This window comes from Paenibacillus sp. J23TS9, from assembly GCF_018403225.1.
In the GTDB taxonomy this organism is placed as follows: Bacteria; Bacillota; Bacilli; order Paenibacillales; family Paenibacillaceae; genus Paenibacillus_AQ.
In genome coordinates this window covers 124208-143537 of record NZ_BOSG01000002.1, presented here as the reverse complement: position 1 = coordinate 143537, position 19330 = coordinate 124208, and the positions used below count along the sequence as shown (strand labels likewise).

Here is a 19330-nt window from a genome sequence, read left to right as displayed (position 1 = left end):
CATAGGGCCTCATTTGGCCATCGTTTTGGAAGATTTATGATACCCTTTACGTTTGTGAAAAGAAATGGAACGGTAGCTTTTGGTCAGGGAAGACATCTTGGAAGGTGAGATTTGAGGGGAACTCAAATGTAAGCTCTTATTCTGTGCCTGCTTCAATATCATCTTCCCGGGCTCAGACGAGTAAAGGAAATTACCATACGTTTCAAATTCCGAGAAAGCAAATTGCTTGGATTTATTCATGCTTCTCATAATGGCCGAGTGCCAGCTCGTGTTATGTTTGGACTCAATCGCTTGTTTTAACTGCTTCACTTTTGCTTTCTCGAACAGCATGTAATGGGTAACGAAGGATAATTTAGCGGAGCGGCTTTTTCCCATCAGTTTTTTATACGTATGGAAGTATTCGGGCTGACTCCAGTTTCGACAGTAAAACACGGTCTTGTCGCCTGTCTTGAAGACGTGGGGACGAATGAGCACGGTGTCGGCATCCATCACCAAATAGTATTTGGATGAGCACAACTTATCGCCGCCCAGCTTAAGCAGCTGCTGATAAAGCCAACCTGAACGATCCCATGTTCTGGACTGATAATGAATGTTCTTCTTCGTTATGGGCAGAACCGTATCCTCATGAACGAATCGACACCCCTTTTTCGCGCACAGATCCAGAATTCTTTGCTTCCGCGGAGCCACGATGATGATTTCATGAATAGGGTGCTTCACATATTTTCTTACGGCATCGATAACATGGGGGAGTGTCGCCAGATCCTTCTCAATCGCTGGGATTAACACATCAATTGGTGTTGTCATTTGCTCATCTCCATATATCAAATATATGGGATTATCATATGCCTCGAAGAATGTAAGGGAATGGGTATAGTGAGGTTGCAAAACACACAAAAGTAAGGGGTCGGGTCTAAAACTATGAATGGGTTCACTTTCACTTTGCGAGAAGTTACGCATCATATTATCCGCAGCACATGCCAAAGCTTATGAAGATATATGCCGTCTTTAATTACATGAAAAATATTTTTGCAACCAAAACGCTTCGTTTCCTACTTTATAAGTGAAGGCCTTAATCAAACTGAACGGAAGTGATGGAGTGGAAGATAGAGAAATCATAAAATTGTACTTTGCGCGCAATGAAACAGCAATAGAAGAAACATCCAAAAAATATAGAAATTATTGTACCCGGATTGCCCATAACATTCTATCCAATGAAGAAGATTCAGAAGAATGTGTGAACGATGCCTTTTTGGGAGCATGGGAAGCGATCCCACCGAAGTCTCCTGACAAGCTGTCGTCTTATCTGGGGAGGATCACGCGGAATATCGCATTGAATCGATTTGATTATTACACGGCCAAAAAGCGCAATAGAGAATTCGAGACGGTCCTTGATGAATTAAACGATTGTTTATCCTCCTCGGACAACGTTGAAAGCAAGTACGAGGAAGAGCAAATGGCCGGAGCCATAAGCAGGTTTCTGCAGAGTATTCATGAAGATCATCGGAATATTTTTTTGCGGCGATACTGGTACTCTGATTCTTTGGCGGATATCGCCTCGCGATTCTCGATAAGCGAAAGCAAAACCAAATCAGTCCTGTTCAGAACACGGAAAAAACTCCAAATATATCTGAAGAAAGAGGGATATGTCCTATGAATAATAGAGATCTCTTTAAAGCGATCGGCGGCGTAGACGGCGATCTGATCGAAAAAGCCAATGCAGCGACGCGCATGAAAAGAAACTATGCCAGATGGGGATCCATCGCAGCCTGCTTTGCACTTGTTTTAGGTTTTGCTATTTATAAATTTCCTCATACGCCGCTTCCTGCATTAACGCAAATATCACAGCAGACGCCGGCAGCATCCCCAACCGGAATCCGTAAATTTCTAAATTACAACGGATATCGTTACGCATTTGTAAGTGATGGTGCACAGTTTAAGTTTACGGGAGCAGAGCCAGTGAAATCGCTCGGAACACTAAAGTTTGATATCCGTGACATCGCGAATCATGATAAAAACCAATACGCGGAAAAGGATTATGCTGCGACGTTCGCCGTTGGCGGAGAGCTGTATGAAATCCCGACATCTCCATCTCATTTTCGCATTGCGGTAAAGTATGAGCAAAACTATTATCTGGCGGAAATCGTGGCGAAGGTAAACGACTCCGCGATCACTGCAAAGGATTATCTGGATATGTCTAACCTGAAGGAGCATGTACAAGACATGCATGTTATGAATCATGCGGGGGATGATGTGCTGAAGAAAGTTACGGATCATGCTTCTGTAGAGTCTATCGTTAAAGGGCTGTACGATGCCAAAACGGCAGACTTAAGCAACAAAGAATACGAGGCCATTGCCGAGGCGCAATCCCAAGGGAAATCGTATCAACTCAAGTTCAACCTCAAGGACGGGACCAGCATGTCCATGTATATCATTCCTGAGTTAAAGGTCGTGTCGATGGGAGATGATTATTATCAATTGCCCGACACCTTCCTGGAGCAGTCTGGCGATATTTTCACCGGCCTGAAACAAGAAGCGCTGCCGCTTTACTAAGGTATGAGCCTGAAGAGGTTAATCAAGTTGGATGTTAAAGCCGTGAAATGTTAATAGGGGAGTAAAAAGGGGGCGAGGAGTCCCCTTTTTTTTGTATACTATCGTATATCGGGATCTGCTCGAATGAATGATTGTGATACATTCAGGTAACCTTTGTGGACTCCATGGGCACTTTGTTGTAATACGGAAGAAGGGAGGGAAGGGGCATGCTTCAATATATTGAAGAGGCAAGGCAAGGGGACAGGCAGGCTTTTGAACGTATCGTTAGGCATTATGCAGCGATGGCGAATGCGGTTGCGTACGAAAAGCTGCATGATTTTCAATTAGCGGAAGATGCCGTCCAGGAAGCTTTCACGGAAGCCTTTCTGCATTTGAATAAACTACGATCCATTGAAGCTTTTCCAGGATGGTTTAAAGCTATTGTAGTGCGGCAATGTTTTCGTATTATCCGCCGTAAGCAGCACCTGGCAATACCCTATGATGAAGTAGCGGAATCAGCAGAGTCCCCCATATGTGTATCAGACATTGTTGAGAAAAGGGAGGCGCAGCAGCTGGTTCACGATTCTATAGCACAATTAACGCCCAATATGCGAATTGCCGTTCAATTATTTTATTTTCAGGGCTACTCCCTTCAAGAGATTTCCGGGTTTCTGGGAGCTTCGGTACCGGTACTGAAAAAGCGGTTGTTTGATGCACGCCGCAAGCTGAAAGTTGCACTTCCCGTGACTGATTTCATTTCCGTGTTCAACCATTTGTACGAAGGAGGAAAAGATGTGCTTCATATCGTAAACGGAGATTCGGTAGCGCAGAAGCTGCGTAATGGCATTGTGCAAGGGGATGTTTTAGTGTGGAGAGAGGTGTATCCCCATGGTCCTGTAACATTGAATTCTACTTCATTGGACAACCGCTTTGACAGGGCGCAATACCTTGAACAAACCTTGGGGGTTCCGCAAAAGGAATATATACAGAATGTGGATATGCAAGAAAAGGCTTTGGCTGATTCGGCTCGATACGACGAAATTATATTATGGTTTGAGCATGATCTATTCGATCAGACGATGCTGTGCTTCCTGCTTCATTGGTTTTCGGAGCATCCTTTGCCAAGCACGAAGCTGAGCTTATTGTGCATCGGAGAGTATCCGGGGATTGAACTCTTTCGAGGACTGGGGCAGCTCTCTGAGGCTCAAATGGAAACATTGTCGGGCACATGGAAAACGATTGGAGCAGCGGAACTGGATTTAGGCCGATTGTTTTGGCAAGCCTACACATCGCAAGATCCAGGACGACTGCAGCAATTGTTACGGGAAGATACGTCCGCGCTGCCGTTTGCCCATGATGCATTTCAAATGCATTTATCGCGCTTTCCTTCCACCTATAATGGACTAGGCATTGTAGAACAAACTACGCTGGAAATGATTCATGCGGGAATAAATTCTCCGCAAACATTATTTCAGCAGATAGGGAATAAGCTCCATAGATTAGGTATGGGAGATTTGGAATACTGGCATATTTTAAAGGAAATGTCACAGGATCCGTACCCTTTGCTGCAAATCAGCGGCATGAAGCCGCTCCCAACGTATAACGATTCATCCATATCGCTTCAAGATCGAGTAGTTGCTTTAACGAAGCATGGCAGGGACATCATGGATGGAAAGGAGGATTGGGCCGAGAAGAAAGGAATCGATGCATGGTACGGCGGGGTGCATCTGCAGGGGCAATTGCCAAGGTGGCGTTGGGATTGCTCCATGCAAACGATCCGTGAGATGGGCACTAAGGCGTAAATTCTTCCCGCTCATACGAAAAGAATACCTATTACCGAACCAACTCCATGAACTTCGTGGCTGCCGTAGAGATCGGCAGATTGCGCATAATCATGACCCCTACCTTGGAGGGAGGGATCTCAATATCAAGCTCTATCTCGAACAGGGATCCTTCCTTCAATTCCTTGGATACGAATTCGCGCGTCACAAAGGAAATGCCGAGACCCCTCCGTGCAAATTCAATAAGCAGGTCAACGCTCCCTACTTCAATGTCCGGCTTCAGCTCATGTCCGTATTTTTGGAAAAGTTCCGTAATCGCCATCCTTACCCGGCTGTTGCGCGAGAACAGAATTACCGGGTACTCCATCAGCTGCTCCATGGACAGGGCTTGTCCCTTCAGCTCCGCATAACGCTCACCCGCCACGAAACAATCCTGAAGCTGGATGCTTTCGCTGACTTCAAGCTGGGAATCCACGATCGGCATCCGCACCACCCCCAGATCAATCCGCCCTTCCTTAAGGTAAGAAATCACTTCCGGTGTCGTGCCATGATTCAGGTGCAGCTTAACCCCCGGATATTGAACATGGAAATCTTCCAAAAACGGAAGCAGATAATGTTTAAACAATGAATCGCTGCCGCCGATCCTCAGCTCACCACTGTCCAGGTTTTTCAGCGCCACCATTTTTTCTTCTGCCAAGGTAATGAGAATTTGAGATTGCTCAATATATGAAAAAAGAATCTTACCTTCCTGAGTAAGGGCTACCCCTTTGGCATTGCGGTAAAAAAGGGTTACGCCAACCCGTTCTTCAAGCTGCTTAATTGCGTGACTGACGCTGGGTTGGGTGAGGTACAATGCCTTTGCTGCCTGCGTTAAACTACCCATTTTGGCGGCCCAGTAGAATACTTTATACAGTTCGTAATTATTGGTCATAGACACGGTCTATAGCTCCTCAGAAATATATTGATTACATGTATGCCACATATTTGTATTATAGTGAATCCAAGAAAAAGAAACCAGAGTTTTGCGGGCGGAAATGACCAAGCTCGCTATAAAACCCTGATGGAAGGAGCAATTGAAATGAATCCTATAACTTTTGTATTGTTTGGAGCAACCGGGGATTTGGCCAAACGGAAAATATACCCCGCCTTGTATCATTTATATATGAATGGAAAGCTGCCGAAATTTTTCTCCGTGATCGGTCTCGGACGAAAGGAACTTTCGGACGAAACTTTTCAAGCTCATGTGAAGCAGTCTCTTCATGATTTTTACCGATTGGAAGTCCAAGAAAATGATACCCTGCAAGCTTTTCTAGGCTTGTTCGGCTTTAATGTTCTTCATATCGATCAGCAATCGCACTTTGTCCAGTTAAACGAACGGGTGGGAAAATGGGAACAGGAGGTAGGAGGAACGGCAAACCGTTTGTTCTACTTGTCCGTTGCCCCGAACTTCTTCGGCACGATTGCATCCCAAATCGAGGAAAGCGGACTCGGCAGCACAGCAGGCTGGAAGCGACTCGTGATCGAGAAGCCCTTCGGTCATGACCTTGCTTCCGCGCGGGAACTGAACAGCCAGCTCAGTCAGGCATTTACCGAAGAGGAGATCTACCGGATCGACCATTATCTCGGCAAGCCTATGGTACAGCAGCTGGAGGCGCTGAAGGAAGCGAACCCCGTCATTCAGGCGCTGTGGAACAACCGTTATATCGCTAACGTCCAGATTACCGCAGACGAAACCGTAGGTGTGGAAGAGCGGGCAGGTTACTACGATCAGGCCGGAGCCGTTCGGGATATGTTCCAGAACCATATGCTCCAGCTGCTCATGATGCTGACCATCCATTCACCCCATAACATCGCCTCGCCAGAGGATGTCAGACTCAAGAAAAGAAAAGTTCTCGAAGCGCTGGATCCTCTCCAAAGACAGGATGTACACAGCCGGATCGTACGCGGGCAATACGCTTCAGGAACGATTCAAGAAAAAACGGTTCAAGGTTATACCTCCGAACCCGGCATTTCACCCGAGTCGATGAACGATACGTTTATCGCCGCCAAGCTGCACATCGATAATTACCACTGGCGCGGGGTTCCGTTTTATATCCGGACGGGCAAACGCATGCAATCCAAACATACGCGGATCGTGATCGAATTCAAAGAACCGCTAAGCTCTTCCCTGCATCCGGATAAGACGACGGTCCCGAATATGCTTGTCATTGAGATTGGCCCAAATGAAGGGATTACGCTTCAATTGAATACGCGGGATCCGCATCACAAAGAGAAGTTTAAGCCGGTACATATCGATATGTACCCGGATCGGGAAGAAGCTCCGGAGGCTTACGAAACGCTGATTCATGACGCGCTAAACGGTGATTCTACATTCTTCGTACACTGGAATGAAGTCGAGCTTTCCTGGCAATGGGTTCAGCCGATCCTTGAAGCCTTTGCTGCGAATGAGGTGCCGCTGTACCCGTATGAAGCGGGTTCTCACGGACCGGCAGCCGCCGCTGCGCTGCTAGCTGATGACGGATTTCACTGGTGGTTTGACGAACTGTCCGAACCTGCTGCTCCTGCAGCGGTGAACCAAGTAGATCAAGTACAGGATCAACATATAGAACCCGTGCCTGTCAATTAATTTTCCTATTCAGTGATCCCTACCATGCAATCAAAATCGAATTCATTTACTGGAGGTTTTTTAAATGAAATTTTTTATTGATACCGCTAATGTACAGGACATTCAATCGGCATACAAAATTGGGGTTTTGTCCGGCGTGACAACGAATCCTTCCCTGGTAGCCAAAGAAGGTGTGAAATTTGAGGATCGTATCGCTGAAATTTTGCAGCTGGTTCCCGAAGTGGAATCGGTCTCCGCTGAAGTCACCCCGGATGCGGAAACGGCAGAAGAAATGATTGCCCAGGCCAATGAACTGATCAAAATTAACAATCATGATCCTAATATTACGATCAAGCTGCCAATGACTCTCGCGGGTCTGGAAGCCTGCCGTTATTTGTCCGCCAAAGGCGTCAAAACCAACGTAACGCTGATCTTTACCGTCAACCAGGCACTCCTTGCGGCCCGCGCCGGTGCAACGTACGTATCGCCTTTTCTGGGCCGTCTGGATGATATTTCGGAGGACGGGGTACTACTGGTGGACAAAATCGCGCAGCTGTTCCGCACGCATCAACTGGACGCGCAAATTATCGCCGCATCCGTCCGTCATCCGGATCATGTGACCCGCGTCGCAATGGCAGGTGCTCATATCGCGACGGTTCCATTTGCTGTCATTGAACAAATCGCGAAACACCCGCTAACGGATCAAGGACTTGCGAAATTTGCAGCCGACTGGAAGAATAGCGTCAAATAATCAGCAAAGAGACTTAGGAGGAGAAAAGAAACGATGAGCAAACAACAGATCGGAGTGGCTGGACTCGCCGTCATGGGGAAAAATCTGGCCTTAAATATGGAAAGTAAGGGCTTCTCGGTCGCTTTATATAACCGTTCACCTGAAAAGACGAGAGAACTCCTGGCCGAGGCTGAAGGCAAAAACGTCGTCGGCGCGTTCAGTATCGAGGAATTTGTACAGTCTCTTAAAACGCCGCGTAAAATCATGATGATGGTCAAAGCGGGTCAGCCAACCGATGCGCTGATTGAGCAGCTTGTGCCGCATTTGCAAGAAGGGGATATTCTGATTGATGGCGGCAACGCCTACTTCCCTGACACGGAGCGGAGATACAAGGAGCTTCAAGCCAAAGGACTCCGGTTTATCGGAGCTGGAGTTTCCGGTGGTGAAGAAGGGGCACTTAAGGGTCCTGCCATTATGCCGGGCGGGCAGAAGGATGCCTATGAATTGGTGGAACCGATCCTGACGGCCATTTCCGCGAAAGTGAACGGAGATCCTTGTTCGACTTATATCGGAGAGGGCGGATCAGGCCACTACGTTAAAATGGTGCATAACGGCATTGAATACGGCGATATGCAGCTTATCGGGGAAGCCTATCATCTGCTGAAGGATGTGCTGAATCTCAGCACAGAAGAGCTGCATGACATTTTTACAGAGTGGAACCGGGGCGAGCTGGACAGCTATCTGATCGAGATCACGGCGGATATTTTCTCCAAAAAGGATCCCGAAACCGGCAAAGCGATGGTCGATGTCATTCTGGATGCCGCAGGACAAAAGGGGACAGGCAAATGGACGAGCCAAAGCTCCCTGGATCTCGGGGTACCGCTTTCCATCGTGACCGAATCGGTATTTTCCCGGTTTTTGTCCGCGATGAAAGAAGAACGTGTGCAGGCCAGCCGAGTTCTGAGCGGACCTAAGACGACTCCGTATACAGGCGATTCAAGAGAGTTCGTTGAAGCGGTACGCAAAGCGCTCTATGCCAGCAAAATCGCTTCGTATGCCCAAGGGTTCGCCCAGCTCCGTTCCGCCTCTGAGGAGTACAACTGGAATTTGAACTTTGGCAGCATCGCGATGATTTTTAGAGGGGGCTGCATCATTCGTGCCCGTTTCCTCCAAAATATCAAGGAAGCCTATGACAAAAATCCGGGTCTGAAAAACCTGCTGCTCGACGATTATTTCGGCTGGGTCGTGAACAACTATCAGGAAGCCTGGAGAAATGTCGTGTCCATCGCGATGCAGCGCGGCATCCCGGTACCGGCATTTGCATCGGCTTTGGCTTACTTCGACAGCTATCGTACGGAGCGGCTGCCAGCCAACCTGCTGCAGGCCCAGCGCGACTACTTCGGAGCGCATACGTTCCAGCGTGTCGACAAAGAAGGCGTCTTCCATTTCCAATGGATGGAGTCTGGTGAATAAGAATTAGGAGCCAAATCAAAAAGGCAATCTCTATACGGTTCTGTCCATGACAGGGCCAAGAGATTGCCTTTTTTTATTTGATGTGAATGATTCCCGTCATGTGCAGGAGAACAAGAGCCGGCAGCAGGATGTTCAACGGCTCAACCTAACCCTGCAAAAGTGCCGTAGATCAGGAATACGTTTAGCAGGGACAAAATAATAGCGATGGTCCAAGACAGATACTTGATCCAAGGGGGATTGGCGAATTCCCCCATCCGTTTCTTGTCGCTGGTGAATATGGTCAAAGGAATGATGGCAAACGGCAGCTGTACGCTAAGAAATACTTGAGTGTAAAGAAGCAGTTGTTCAACCGCATTCTCACGGCCGCCGTATACAACGACGCAAATGATGACCGGAATCACGGCGATGATCCGTGTGATCATTCTGCGCAGCCAAGTTGGGATTTTCATTCGGATGAAGCCTTCCATGACGATCTGACCGGACAAGGTCCCCGTAATGGTGGAATTTTGGCCGGAGGCAAGCAGGGCTACGGCAAACAAAGTGCTTAATAATGGACTTGCAATCGCACCGACAATGGCGTTATCGGCCAGAGCGTTGTACAAATCCGTGAACCGGCCCAAATCACTCGTTGTCCCGAAGAACATCGCAGCCCCGAGCACCAGCAGCAGGCAGTTAATGACGAATGCGACACTGAGCTGAAGGTTTGAATCGATGGTCGAGAAGCGAACAGCTTCCTTTTTGCCTTCAAGGTTACGTTCGAATTGACGCGTTTGTACCAAGGAAGAGTGCAAATACAAATTATGAGGCATGACGGTCGCACCGACGATGCCAAGCGCGATCAGCAGCATTCCGTTATTGGTCGCGATCTCAGGGCTTGGAATGAAGCCTTGAAGCAGAGGTCCGATACTTGGATTCGATAAAATAACCTCATATAAGAAAACGATAAATATGGTCGCTATGAGCGTGGCTACAATAGCTTCAATTTTCCGGAAGCCGACTTTAGCCAGCAGCAGCAGTAGAAGCACATCCAATGTTGTGATCAGCACGCCGATCAAAAGTGGAATTTTGAACAGAAGCTGCAGTGCTACCGCGCCCCCGATGACCTCTGCAATGTCCGTCGCCATAATGGCAAGCTCGGTCAGTATCCAAAGGATGGTGGCAACCGGTTTACTGGTAGCCTGGCGTGTAGCCTGAGCCAGATCCATTCCGGTAACAATTCCAAGCTTGGCGCACATGCCTTGAAGCAGCATGGCAATCAGGCTGGACAGCAGAATGATGCTGAGAAGCGTATAACCAAATTGTGCCCCGCCTTGTATGGATGTAATCCAATTTCCCGGATCCATATATCCGACGGCGACCAAAGCACCCGGGCCACTATAGGCAGCAAGCTTTTTCCAGAATCCTGCATTTTTTGGAAGTGATACCGTGTTATTAACTTCTTCAAGGCTCAGACCATTTGCGGAGCTAAGTATTTGATGTTTACGTGGTTGTGTTTGTTTAAGTGGAGTTGGGTTTTCCATCATTATCCCTTCAATCATCTTTAGATTTGATTTCCGAATCGTACTTTAATCACATTTTGCCCTAGGTAAACATTTTTGTCAATGGCTAATATATTTTTATTGATAAAAATTAATTGCCATAGAGCAAACCTTGTCCGTTGTACATGTCAGGTAATCATGCAAAAACAGCAGCAATAACAAGAAAAGGGTAGTCATGGATGCGCTTGGCCATCCATGACTACCCTATAAAAGTTAAAGCATATCAAGCCCGATGGAATATTCATCCGTAAATTTAACGATGCGAGCATTTACAAATTCCATACATGAACAAAGGCAGCAAAGAACCTTATATAGAGGTTCGTTGCTGCCTATTTAGATCACCGTCCTGAGGTCTGCGGCTTGCCGCCGAAGCCCCGCTTGAACAGCAGTGATGTGGAGAGCTTCGCGGTCCATAAGGAGATGGCGGCAAAGATCAGACACCAGATCAAAGCCGGGATATGCGAGACTTGAGCCAGATTCGCTGCGTCTCCCGCAGCGCCCGGATTGTAGAGGGATAAAGATAAGATCACGAATGGACTGACAACGGACTCGACCAGGCAAATAAAAGCAATAAGCATATAATAGCCGTTTCGCAGCCAGGGTGGAGCCATATATGCAACGAGGGCAGTCAAAACGGCAAAGCCCGCGCACCAGAATATGCCGTAGCCGTTACGGACAAACAGTGCTGCGGCGATGGCTGCAAGCACCGTCACCAGGATAAGTCCGGCGCGTTCTTTTCTTTTGGCATAGAGGAAAAACAGCAGCAGGGCAAACAGGGCAGAGCCGATGTATCCGGCAAGAGAAATCGGGATCGACATCCAGTTCTCGGCAAAAGAGGAAAGCGTGACTCCGCTCTGATTGCCATACAGATAAATGACCATGACCTTACCCGACAATACGAGTGTAACCAGCGCATGCGACAGTTCATGAACAAGTGTGTCCACATTGCGGAAAAACGCGGAGAATGGCAGAAAACGAGTCAAAATGCTGGTCAGCACCACAACCAGGATCATTTTTAACCAAGCTTGAATAGCTTCCCCCTCATTTCTGTTGGTTTTGATTTATATCTTACCTGCCGCCACCAGAAAATACCAGACGGATTCGGAGATTACGGTATTTGTGAACCAGGGCAGTGGACCTTGGGTATTCTTGGAGCTGTCGGTCTTATATTGACGTTATGCTCGGTCTTGAAACAGTCCAAACCTAAGCAGCAGGCAGCTGCAGATTTAGCCCAGCCTAACGGGGTGTAATGCCTGTCGTATGAATAACAATTAAGTCTCGCTACGAAAGGTCTTTCCCAGTGATTCGCCTAATGCAAAATAGTGGCGGAAGTTATATATCAGCGGGCTCCACTTATCGGGATCGATATGATTTTCACTGTGCAGAATGTTCTTATGGGCATGAACCTGAATGGCCTCTGTCTCCACAATTGCAAAAAAGGGATCGTAGGCTGGAATCCGTACATTCATCACCTTCGCTTCGATCTGCAAAGGGCATTCCTTAATTCGGCTTGGCTGCACGGTGGCAGATTGGATAGGGGTTAGCCCGCTGATCTTATACTTGTCCTTGCCTAACGCGAAGCCTTGGCTTTTCTTGTTATCCGGTACAGGTTCTTTGCCTGTATAAGGGGCGAGATTCTCAACATTTTCCCACAAGGATGGATCAGGGATATTGATGACGCATTCCGGATGACGGTTTAGATTTTCATATGCCTTGCCGCCTATGCTAATGCCGAGGATGATGTACTCACCCAGTGCCCATGAGGAAGAAATCGGACTGATATTAACCGTCCCATCTTCATTTAGCGTGTTGAGCAGTATGACGGGAGTGCCGTAATATAGAATTTTGGGTTTGATCATTTCGATTTCATAAGCAGCTTTTTCACTATTCATATGTGTCAAGTTGAACATTCCTTTCGGTAATAGGTTTCTCTTGTTTATAGTAAGTGAATATTATTTAAAATTTCATCGAAGTATGAATGTAATGCTACAAACAATAAATACTTTCGCCCAATACTGTCGTCCGTAACAGAGCAGTGTTGGGTTTTTTATCATCAAAAATAAGAACATAAGTTCCTATTTTTATATTGCGTATCCATACGGTATATGGTACTATTGTTTTCAAGAAGGATAACCAAATATTGCCTGAGCCTTCGTATTTAGCGGTACCGGATGTCCGGAAATCTGGTAATGCATCCCGTCAAATAGGCAGCATGCATGTTCTGATGAGATTATATATTTTTTTGATCAATAGTATAGCGTTACGTAACGGAGTATAATATTCCAATTAAAAAGGAGTTAATGACATGAAAAAAGTTCTGTATGTACCACTCGATGACCGCCCGGTGAATCTGGATGATGTAATTGTGCAAGGGAGAGCAGCAGGAATCCACGTCATTACACCGAATGCGGAGGATGTGAAGAACCGTCTGGATACAGAGGCCACTTCTACGGGATCTACACTGGTGGATACTTATGCACCGGTCTTTGGCAACACAGCGAAACTTCGGCAGTTCATTCTGAATCATATGTCCTCGGTAGACGGATTTATCATTTCAACCGATATGCTCGCTTACGGAGGACTGATTGGAAGCAGGCGCTTTCGTTCTAACGGCGGCGGAGCTTATCCTGACTATGATCCAGCTACAACAGAATTGCTGGACGTCATTCGGGAAATCAAGCAATCTTGTCCACATAAGCCCGTTTATGTGCTGGATACGATTATGCGATTAGCTACGACGGTTTTTGTTGAGGGTCTGACCCAAAGCGCTTATGACGAGGCGCGAGCTTTTGCGCAGCAGCCGCGGTTGGCAGTTTCGGATTTCGAAGCCATTTTGGAAGGGTATGACACAAAGCCTGACGGCACGAATTTCGGAATCCCGATCCATTTTGACAAGGAACAGTATTACAACGCACGGCGCCATAAATTCAAATCGAACTATTACATTCTGGACCAGCTTCTCCATGCAGGCTGCATTGACTTCCTTGCCATTGGTGTCGATGATTCTTACACGCAAGGGGTACAGGCGAATGAAATTGCATTTCTTGAAGGTTATGTGAATGAACATCTCGGCGGAAGCGACGGACAAAATCCCGACCGTGTGATTATTCTTCCCGACGCAGACGGACTGGGGTATTCCCTTATGGGCCGGATGGCGAGCCATTTACACCGCTGCGGTTCCAAGCCGAGATACAGCGTGAAATACTTCGGCCCGGATGGCTCAACGATTATTAATCCCTATGAGTATATGAGCGTGCATGAAAATATCCAGCATCATGTCGATATGATCGGCGGCCGTTTTGTCACTTCCGGTCCGTATGACGTGGAGATTGTTGCGATTACAAGCGCAAGCCAGGCAGCAGACGGAGTCAGTCATGTCGAAGCGAATGATATGAATCATATGCCTACCATCGTAATTGATTTTGTTGGCGGCGGTGCGGCTGATGAAACGGTCACGCAGGCATTGCTGAACAGCAAATCGACCGGGGGACTCCTGGGGTACAGCGGCTGGAATACGGCCGGGAATAAGATCGGTTTGGCACTGGGGATGGCCCATTCCCGCTATACCTTTTTGATAACAGAGAATCGGCCGCCGTCCCTTGCCGCTGCCGTTAACGCTCATGGCTCGCTGCTGTTCAAACGATTCCTGAAGGATTACTACTATAAAAAGTTAACGATTGCTGAAGTCCGGACTTATTCAAGAGCACATGCTCTGTTTACGAATGTTCCATATGCAGACCAGAATATGCGACTTTTCAACACGCCGGAGGACTATGAAGCTCTGGAGAAGCTTTTGCGGGACCGGATGCAAACCAATACACAGACCCTTGCAGAGAAAGATGCCTTTCTGATGGGCACATCCCGCAGCATACGCCAAATCAAACGGTCAGGATGGAACTATTCGAAATATGCCAGCGCCGCGCTGGATTACGAGAATCCGGACTTCATCTGGAACCGTGCTTTTGAAATTACGCTTGGACCCGGCGTGACTTTACATTAAATGGAGAACCGTGGAAATTGAATAAGAGCAGCCCGTGCATACTTGGTGGGCTGCTCTTATTTTTGCGTTTATCAAATCTGCTGATGTTATATTGCGTAACGGTACAAGGCATACTATAATACATACCGGAAGAGAGGAGTTGTATCATGAAATATAATCTCAATTTATTTGGATATACCATTGACTGCGATGTTACTTTTCCGGACGGGAAAATGCATATTGAAGTAGCAGAAGAAGACCAGATTTCACTACGTGCCTACCTGCTGCGTGTTTTGGTGAAGTATGGACGAGAGCCCGGTCCGAGGGATCGTCTGGAGAGCCTGATCCAGGATGCGATTGAGATTGAGAAGGGGATGAGCGGTCATCTTAGTGAACCTAAGCTGAAGCTGCCCTATGAATTTCAGCCGGATATTAAAGAAAAGCTTATAGAAGCCGCTGAGCTGCAGGAGATGTCTGCTACCCAGCTGCTTATTCGTCTGATTGAAAGAAAGCATCAAAGTGTGTTTGGGAAGGAAGGTTAAATCATGGCATACGGCAATAAGGTGAAGTTTCATTATGATGTTCCGGTTTATATTAAACAGATGCTTGCAGATACCGCTAAAAAATTGAATATGACGGCTACTGAGCTGCTTTCCAAGACGATTGAAGAAGAATACGAGCGTGTGAAGGCAAAGAAGGACGTTAAGTCATCTTAAGCTCCTGTGCCATTTTGCAAAACATCTGGATACTGGAGAGTGACAAGCTTTCATAAGCATAGTCACGATCCCATTGATCTGTAGAAAAGCAGTGGCATACGGTGAAATTCTCATTGGCATTTTCCTCAATCAGCAAAAGCTGAATTTGATCGTCATCCATACACAGCTTGTAGAAATAATCCGAGCTGGAATCGGCTTCCATCAGCATGATGGCAGCTTGTCTGATTTGGTGAGGAAGCTGGTAGCTCAGTTCAGCAAGTCCTGCGGCAGAGCTTATTTTTGGATACATCATCGTCAATCCGATACCCTCCAGTCATTCGCTCGACATTCGTTTTCCGAAAAAGGGCTTCTTTGTTCTTAAATGATTATACCAAACATATGTTCCTATGTTAAGTCGGATTTTTGGCTGATTTTAGAAAAGGGATTCACGAGCGTCAATAAATTAGACGTGCGGAATCCCTTTTACTATTTGTATGGGGCGGCCTGCGCTCCAGGATGATGTTCTGCATAGGCCGGCTTACCTGAGAATAACAGATAGATACCGAAGACCAGCTTAATGCCGATATCAATATAAGCAATCATATGGAAGCTAACACTTTCATCAAGTATTCCGTATAATGCGTCCGCAGTGAGTAGAGCAGCCATCACAATCATCGAAGGGCCATGAACCCAGGACATGGGGATAAAATGAATGCCTATCGCAAGAAAAGCTCCAAGCCAGATCAGGCGGTAGTTACCGTTGCCGAAATGGGGTCCACCAATCAGCACCATCAATACGAACATCAAAATAATGGAGAAGATCAGCATCCTTTTTTGCAGGACGCTGGGTCTGCCGTAAGACAGTTTGCGGTTCACCATTTTATTGCCCAGAATGCCAAATATCCCGATGACATATCCAAAAGAAAAGACGGGCATTAAGATCAACTGTTGTCCGCCTGCCATTAGACCCGCAAAAATGACCAGCGCTACCCATATCAACCACGCCCCGCAAACCCTTTTGTTTAGAAACTCGATTTTCCTGTTTTGCATATGTATCTGCTGCTCCATATCGGCCTCCTTTAATGAAATGAAAATATCATCGTTACCTTTATATTGAATTAGACTTTTTTGTATTATATCTCATTTATTCCATAATAATGAAGAGGGTACCCGGCCATAGCCCCATTATTTTGTTGTAACCTTTTGGAGCATCAATGTTATCTAACCAGTATAAAGGAAACCACAACGGTCACTGATCGTGTGAGAATAAGGATTGATATAGAAACCGGGCAGAAACTGTACCTGAAAGGAGAAACAAGAATTGGACCTGCAATCTTGCGTAAGAAAAGCCCAGCAAGGGGATCGCCAAGCCTTCGTCGCTGCCATGAGACATGTTGAAGGAGATTTATACGGCATGGCGCGTTCCATCCTCCGCAGCAATGAGGAATGTGCAGATGCCATGCAGGAGGCGATGCTCCATGCATATAAGTCTCTGCCGTCGCTCCGGGAACCGGCTTATTTCAAAACCTGGCTGGACGCGTCTTGCCTTGGCCCTTGAACGCGAGGGGAGCGATGGACACAGGCCTCCGCTGCATTCGAGTTCTATGGATGGTCAAAACCTAATGGTTGATGACCTCCTGAAGAGTGTGGATGTTATGATCAACGGAAAGTCGGCCTTGGCCAGTCAAGATGCGTTTTCAATGCTGACATCGGGTCCTGGTAAAGACGATCAATCTATCATTATTCAATATTCCGTGAAGCTAATTGGCGAGGCACGCTCTAACCAGGACCAACTGCAAATAAGGGTACAACCTGTATTGGATCAAGACGGCAATTGGCAGAAGGACTATGTCCCGGAGCTGGAAGTGGTTATCCCGGTTAAATAGGAACAATAGAAGATATGATATACAGTATAGGTTTTTATCTCAAATGGTTTATCGGCTCACCCTATTGACTGGGGAATTGCAGCCGTGTATAATTTCCAATAACTTCAAACGCGAACTAAAAGCGATGAAAAGAAGAGTACCGCGGCGACGCCTTTGAACAGAGAGCTCCGGAAGCTGAAAAGGAGCAAAGGAAAACCCACGGGAACATGGTCTTGGAGCTGCGCACCGAATCCGGTTACGGATGTAGGCTGTGCCGGAAACCCGCATCCGTTAACGTGCTAAGGTATAACCGCGGCTTTACTGCGGCGTACCTGATAAGGTGAGTGCCGCGAGGCATGAATGAATTTGGGTGGTAACACGTGAGCTTGATGCTCTCGTCCCTTTTGGGGATGAGGGCTTTTTTGCGTTTCTACTGAAAAAGGGAGGTTTTAAAATGGCACATATTTTTATCGGCGGGGCATGGCCCTATGCCAATGGTTCGCTTCATTTAGGCAGACTCGCGAGCTTGTTGCCCGGTGATGTACTGGCGCGCTATTACCGTTCTAAGGGTGAGGATGTGCTGTATGTTTCCGGCAGTGATTGCCATGGGACGCCTGTTGCCGTTCAGGCGGCGCAGGAAGGGATAGCGCCGGGAGATTTTGCCGGGCGGTATCACCAGGAGTTTAGCGAATGCTTCAAACAGCTTGGATTCAGCTATGACCTGTATACGCGCACGGATCAGCCGCAGCATCATGAGACGGTTCAGGATTTGTTTGTAAAGCTGCTGGAGCAAGGATATTTGTATCCAAAGACGGTTCTGCAAACCTACTGCGAAGTAGACCAGCGCTTTTTGCCAGACCGATATGTGGAAGGTATTTGTCCGGTCTGCGGCGAGCATGCCCGGGGAGATCAATGCGATTACTGCTCTACGCTGCTGGACCCATCAGACCTGAAGGAACGGACCTGCAAGCTCTGCGGGAATACACCAGTAGAACGGCCTACAGAGCATTATTATCTGGCATTGTCTAAGTTTCAAGAGAAATTGTCCCACTATGCGGATCAGGCTGGGGGGTGGCGGGATAATGCCGTTCAAATGACAAGGCGTTATCTGCAGGAAGGTCTTCAGGACCGGGCGGCTACGCGGGATTTGACATGGGGAGTCGATGTGCCACTGCCGGACTACGAGGAGAAGAAAATATACGTCTGGATTGAGGCCGTCAGCGGCTATCTTTCTGCGAGCAAGCAGTGGGCAGCGCAAACGGGGAGGAAGTGGGAGCCTTTCTGGCTGGAGGATGAGGGGGATATCACCGCGTATTATGTACACGGCAAGGATAATATACCGTTTCACACGCTAATTTGGCCAGCGATCCTGCTCGGGGTCCAGGGTTTGCACCTGCCGGACCATATTGTTTCCTGCGAATATCTGACCCTTGAAGGCAGGAAGTTCTCGACCAGCCGTAACTGGGCCGTATGGGTTCCCGACCTGCTTGCCAGGTATCATCCGGATTCTATCCGCTATTTTCTGATTGCAAACGGACCGGAGAACCGGGACGCCGATTTTTCCTGGAGAGAGTTTATCTACAGCCATAACGGCGAGCTGCTGGGTGCCTTCGGCAATTTTGTGCAGCGGACGCTTGCTTTTATCAACAAATCGTTTGATGGTAAGGTACCGGAAGGGGAGCTCCCGGATGAATGGAAAGAAACGATATCTGCGCTGTACCAAAGTTCGGGAAGACGGATCGAAGCGGGCCGTTTTAAAGAGGCGATTGAGGGGATATTTTCTTTTGTACGCCAGGCCAACAAGTATTTTGACGACATGAAGCCATGGCTCCAGATCAAGGAAAACCGAGAGGTATGCGGAGCCATCCTCTACAACTGCGTGCAGATCATTGCGAATCTAAGCAACCTGTTGGAACCGTTTATTCCTTTCTCCTGCCAAAAGATCCGGGGCTTCTTATCCATGACCGAGCCATCTTGGGAGCTTGTAACCATTCCGGCAGGACGTGAGATCCGCGATCTGGAGCTGTTGTTCGAACGAATTGATGTGGCCCGGATCTCAGAGGAGACTGAGCGGCTGCGTAAGGAGTAGGTATTACAGGTCCACCACTGTAGCGCCTAGGGTAGAAGCTTTAGAT

General features: G+C 47.5%; 20 protein-coding genes. 13 read left to right on the top strand and 7 right to left on the bottom strand.

The genetic code is table 11. The features are described from left to right. Positions 1 to 9: 9 nt before the first annotated feature. Positions 10 to 804, bottom strand: coding sequence for a DUF6492 family protein (locus KJS65_RS16230; RefSeq protein WP_213650956.1), 795 nt, complete (start codon positions 802 to 804; stop codon positions 10 to 12). A 292-nt stretch (positions 805 to 1096) separates the two neighbouring features. On the opposite strand from KJS65_RS16230, the gene KJS65_RS16225 reads away from it, so the two are divergent. From KJS65_RS16225 to KJS65_RS16215, 3 genes are all read left to right on the top strand, one after another. Then, entirely contained in the window at positions 1097 to 1654 is a 558-nt protein-coding gene (locus KJS65_RS16225) for an RNA polymerase sigma factor (protein ID WP_213650955.1), read from the top strand. After that, positions 1651 to 2550 (top strand): hypothetical protein, encoded by a 900-nt coding sequence (locus tag KJS65_RS16220; RefSeq protein WP_244864594.1) that lies wholly within the window; start codon positions 1651 to 1653, stop codon positions 2548 to 2550. Before KJS65_RS16225 ends, KJS65_RS16220 begins: the two co-directional genes overlap by 4 nt. 206 nt (positions 2551 to 2756) lie before the next feature. Beyond that, entirely contained in the window at positions 2757 to 4331 is a 1575-nt protein-coding gene (locus tag KJS65_RS16215) for a sigma-70 family RNA polymerase sigma factor (protein WP_213650954.1), read from the top strand. 31 nt (positions 4332 to 4362) lie between these two features. Here the strand turns inward: KJS65_RS16215 and KJS65_RS16210 are convergent, their stop codons facing one another. Then, positions 4363 to 5241, bottom strand: a complete 879-nt coding sequence (locus KJS65_RS16210; protein ID WP_213651351.1) for a LysR family transcriptional regulator — start codon at positions 5239 to 5241, stop codon at positions 4363 to 4365. A 147-nt stretch (positions 5242 to 5388) separates the two neighbouring features. Here KJS65_RS16210 and zwf point away from each other — a divergent pair, with 147 nt between their 5' ends. The 3 genes from zwf (at position 5389) to gndA (ending at position 9118) form a co-directional block, all read left to right on the top strand. Further along, positions 5389 to 6936 (top strand): glucose-6-phosphate dehydrogenase, encoded by a 1548-nt coding sequence (gene zwf, locus KJS65_RS16205; RefSeq protein ID WP_213650953.1) that lies wholly within the window; start codon positions 5389 to 5391, stop codon positions 6934 to 6936. 64 nt (positions 6937 to 7000) lie between these two features. Continuing rightward, positions 7001 to 7666 (top strand): fructose-6-phosphate aldolase, encoded by a 666-nt coding sequence (fsa, locus tag KJS65_RS16200; protein WP_136608087.1) that lies wholly within the window; start codon positions 7001 to 7003, stop codon positions 7664 to 7666. A 33-nt stretch (positions 7667 to 7699) separates the two neighbouring features. Then, the gene (gene gndA / locus KJS65_RS16195) at positions 7700 to 9118 is read left to right on the top strand and encodes an NADP-dependent phosphogluconate dehydrogenase (protein ID WP_213650952.1); all 1419 of its coding nucleotides are present in this window, start codon (positions 7700 to 7702) and stop codon (positions 9116 to 9118) included. A gap of 140 nt (positions 9119 to 9258) precedes the next feature. Here the strand turns inward: gndA and KJS65_RS16190 are convergent, their stop codons facing one another. Next, positions 9259 to 10638, bottom strand: a complete 1380-nt coding sequence (locus tag KJS65_RS16190) for an Nramp family divalent metal transporter (protein ID WP_374706196.1) — start codon at positions 10636 to 10638, stop codon at positions 9259 to 9261. Positions 10639 to 10994: 356 nt separating this feature from the next. Further along, complete coding sequence (locus KJS65_RS16185; protein WP_213650950.1) at positions 10995 to 11669, bottom strand: M50 family metallopeptidase; 675 nt, start codon at positions 11667 to 11669, stop codon at positions 10995 to 10997. A 12-nt stretch (positions 11670 to 11681) separates the two neighbouring features. Here KJS65_RS16185 and KJS65_RS16180 point away from each other — a divergent pair, with 12 nt between their 5' ends. Further along, on the top strand, positions 11682 to 11906 hold the full coding sequence (locus tag KJS65_RS16180) for a hypothetical protein (protein ID WP_213650949.1): 225 nt from the start codon (positions 11682 to 11684) through the stop codon (positions 11904 to 11906). A gap of 21 nt (positions 11907 to 11927) precedes the next feature. On the opposite strand, the gene KJS65_RS16175 is transcribed toward KJS65_RS16180, so the two are convergent. Next, entirely contained in the window at positions 11928 to 12548 is a 621-nt protein-coding gene (locus KJS65_RS16175) for a flavin reductase family protein (RefSeq protein WP_213651350.1), read from the bottom strand. A 413-nt stretch (positions 12549 to 12961) separates the two neighbouring features. On the opposite strand from KJS65_RS16175, the gene KJS65_RS16170 reads away from it, so the two are divergent. The 3 genes from KJS65_RS16170 to KJS65_RS16160 all read left to right on the top strand — a co-directional run bounded on the left by KJS65_RS16170 (position 12962) and on the right by KJS65_RS16160 (position 15351). Further along, the gene (locus KJS65_RS16170) at positions 12962 to 14656 is read left to right on the top strand and encodes a DUF4127 family protein (RefSeq protein WP_213650948.1); all 1695 of its coding nucleotides are present in this window, start codon (positions 12962 to 12964) and stop codon (positions 14654 to 14656) included. Between the two features lie 146 nt (positions 14657 to 14802). Continuing rightward, the gene (locus tag KJS65_RS16165; protein ID WP_213650947.1) at positions 14803 to 15177 is read left to right on the top strand and encodes a hypothetical protein; all 375 of its coding nucleotides are present in this window, start codon (positions 14803 to 14805) and stop codon (positions 15175 to 15177) included. A 3-nt stretch (positions 15178 to 15180) separates the two neighbouring features. Further along, positions 15181 to 15351 (top strand): hypothetical protein, encoded by a 171-nt coding sequence (locus KJS65_RS16160; RefSeq protein WP_213650946.1) that lies wholly within the window; start codon positions 15181 to 15183, stop codon positions 15349 to 15351. Here the strand turns inward: KJS65_RS16160 and KJS65_RS16155 are convergent. Both KJS65_RS16155 and KJS65_RS16150 read right to left on the bottom strand, forming a co-directional pair. Then, positions 15338 to 15649: a hypothetical protein gene (locus KJS65_RS16155; RefSeq protein ID WP_213650945.1), complete on the bottom strand. Its 312-nt coding sequence runs from the start codon at positions 15647 to 15649 to the stop codon at positions 15338 to 15340. The genes KJS65_RS16160 and KJS65_RS16155 overlap by 14 nt on opposite strands. 167 nt (positions 15650 to 15816) lie before the next feature. Then, positions 15817 to 16398: a DUF6609 family protein gene (locus KJS65_RS16150; RefSeq protein WP_213650944.1), complete on the bottom strand. Its 582-nt coding sequence runs from the start codon at positions 16396 to 16398 to the stop codon at positions 15817 to 15819. Between the two features lie 253 nt (positions 16399 to 16651). On the opposite strand from KJS65_RS16150, the gene KJS65_RS16145 reads away from it, so the two are divergent. The 3 genes from KJS65_RS16145 to metG all read left to right on the top strand — a co-directional run bounded on the left by KJS65_RS16145 (position 16652) and on the right by metG (position 19284). After that, positions 16652 to 16888, top strand: coding sequence for an RNA polymerase sigma factor (locus tag KJS65_RS16145; protein ID WP_213650943.1), 237 nt, complete (start codon positions 16652 to 16654; stop codon positions 16886 to 16888). Between the two features lie 64 nt (positions 16889 to 16952). After that, a complete protein-coding gene (locus KJS65_RS16140; protein WP_213650942.1) occupies positions 16953 to 17216 on the top strand; it encodes a hypothetical protein in 264 nt (87 codons plus the stop codon). A gap of 433 nt (positions 17217 to 17649) precedes the next feature. Next, entirely contained in the window at positions 17650 to 19284 is a 1635-nt protein-coding gene (gene metG / locus KJS65_RS16135; protein WP_213650941.1) for a methionine--tRNA ligase, read from the top strand. Positions 19285 to 19330 lie beyond the last annotated feature (46 nt).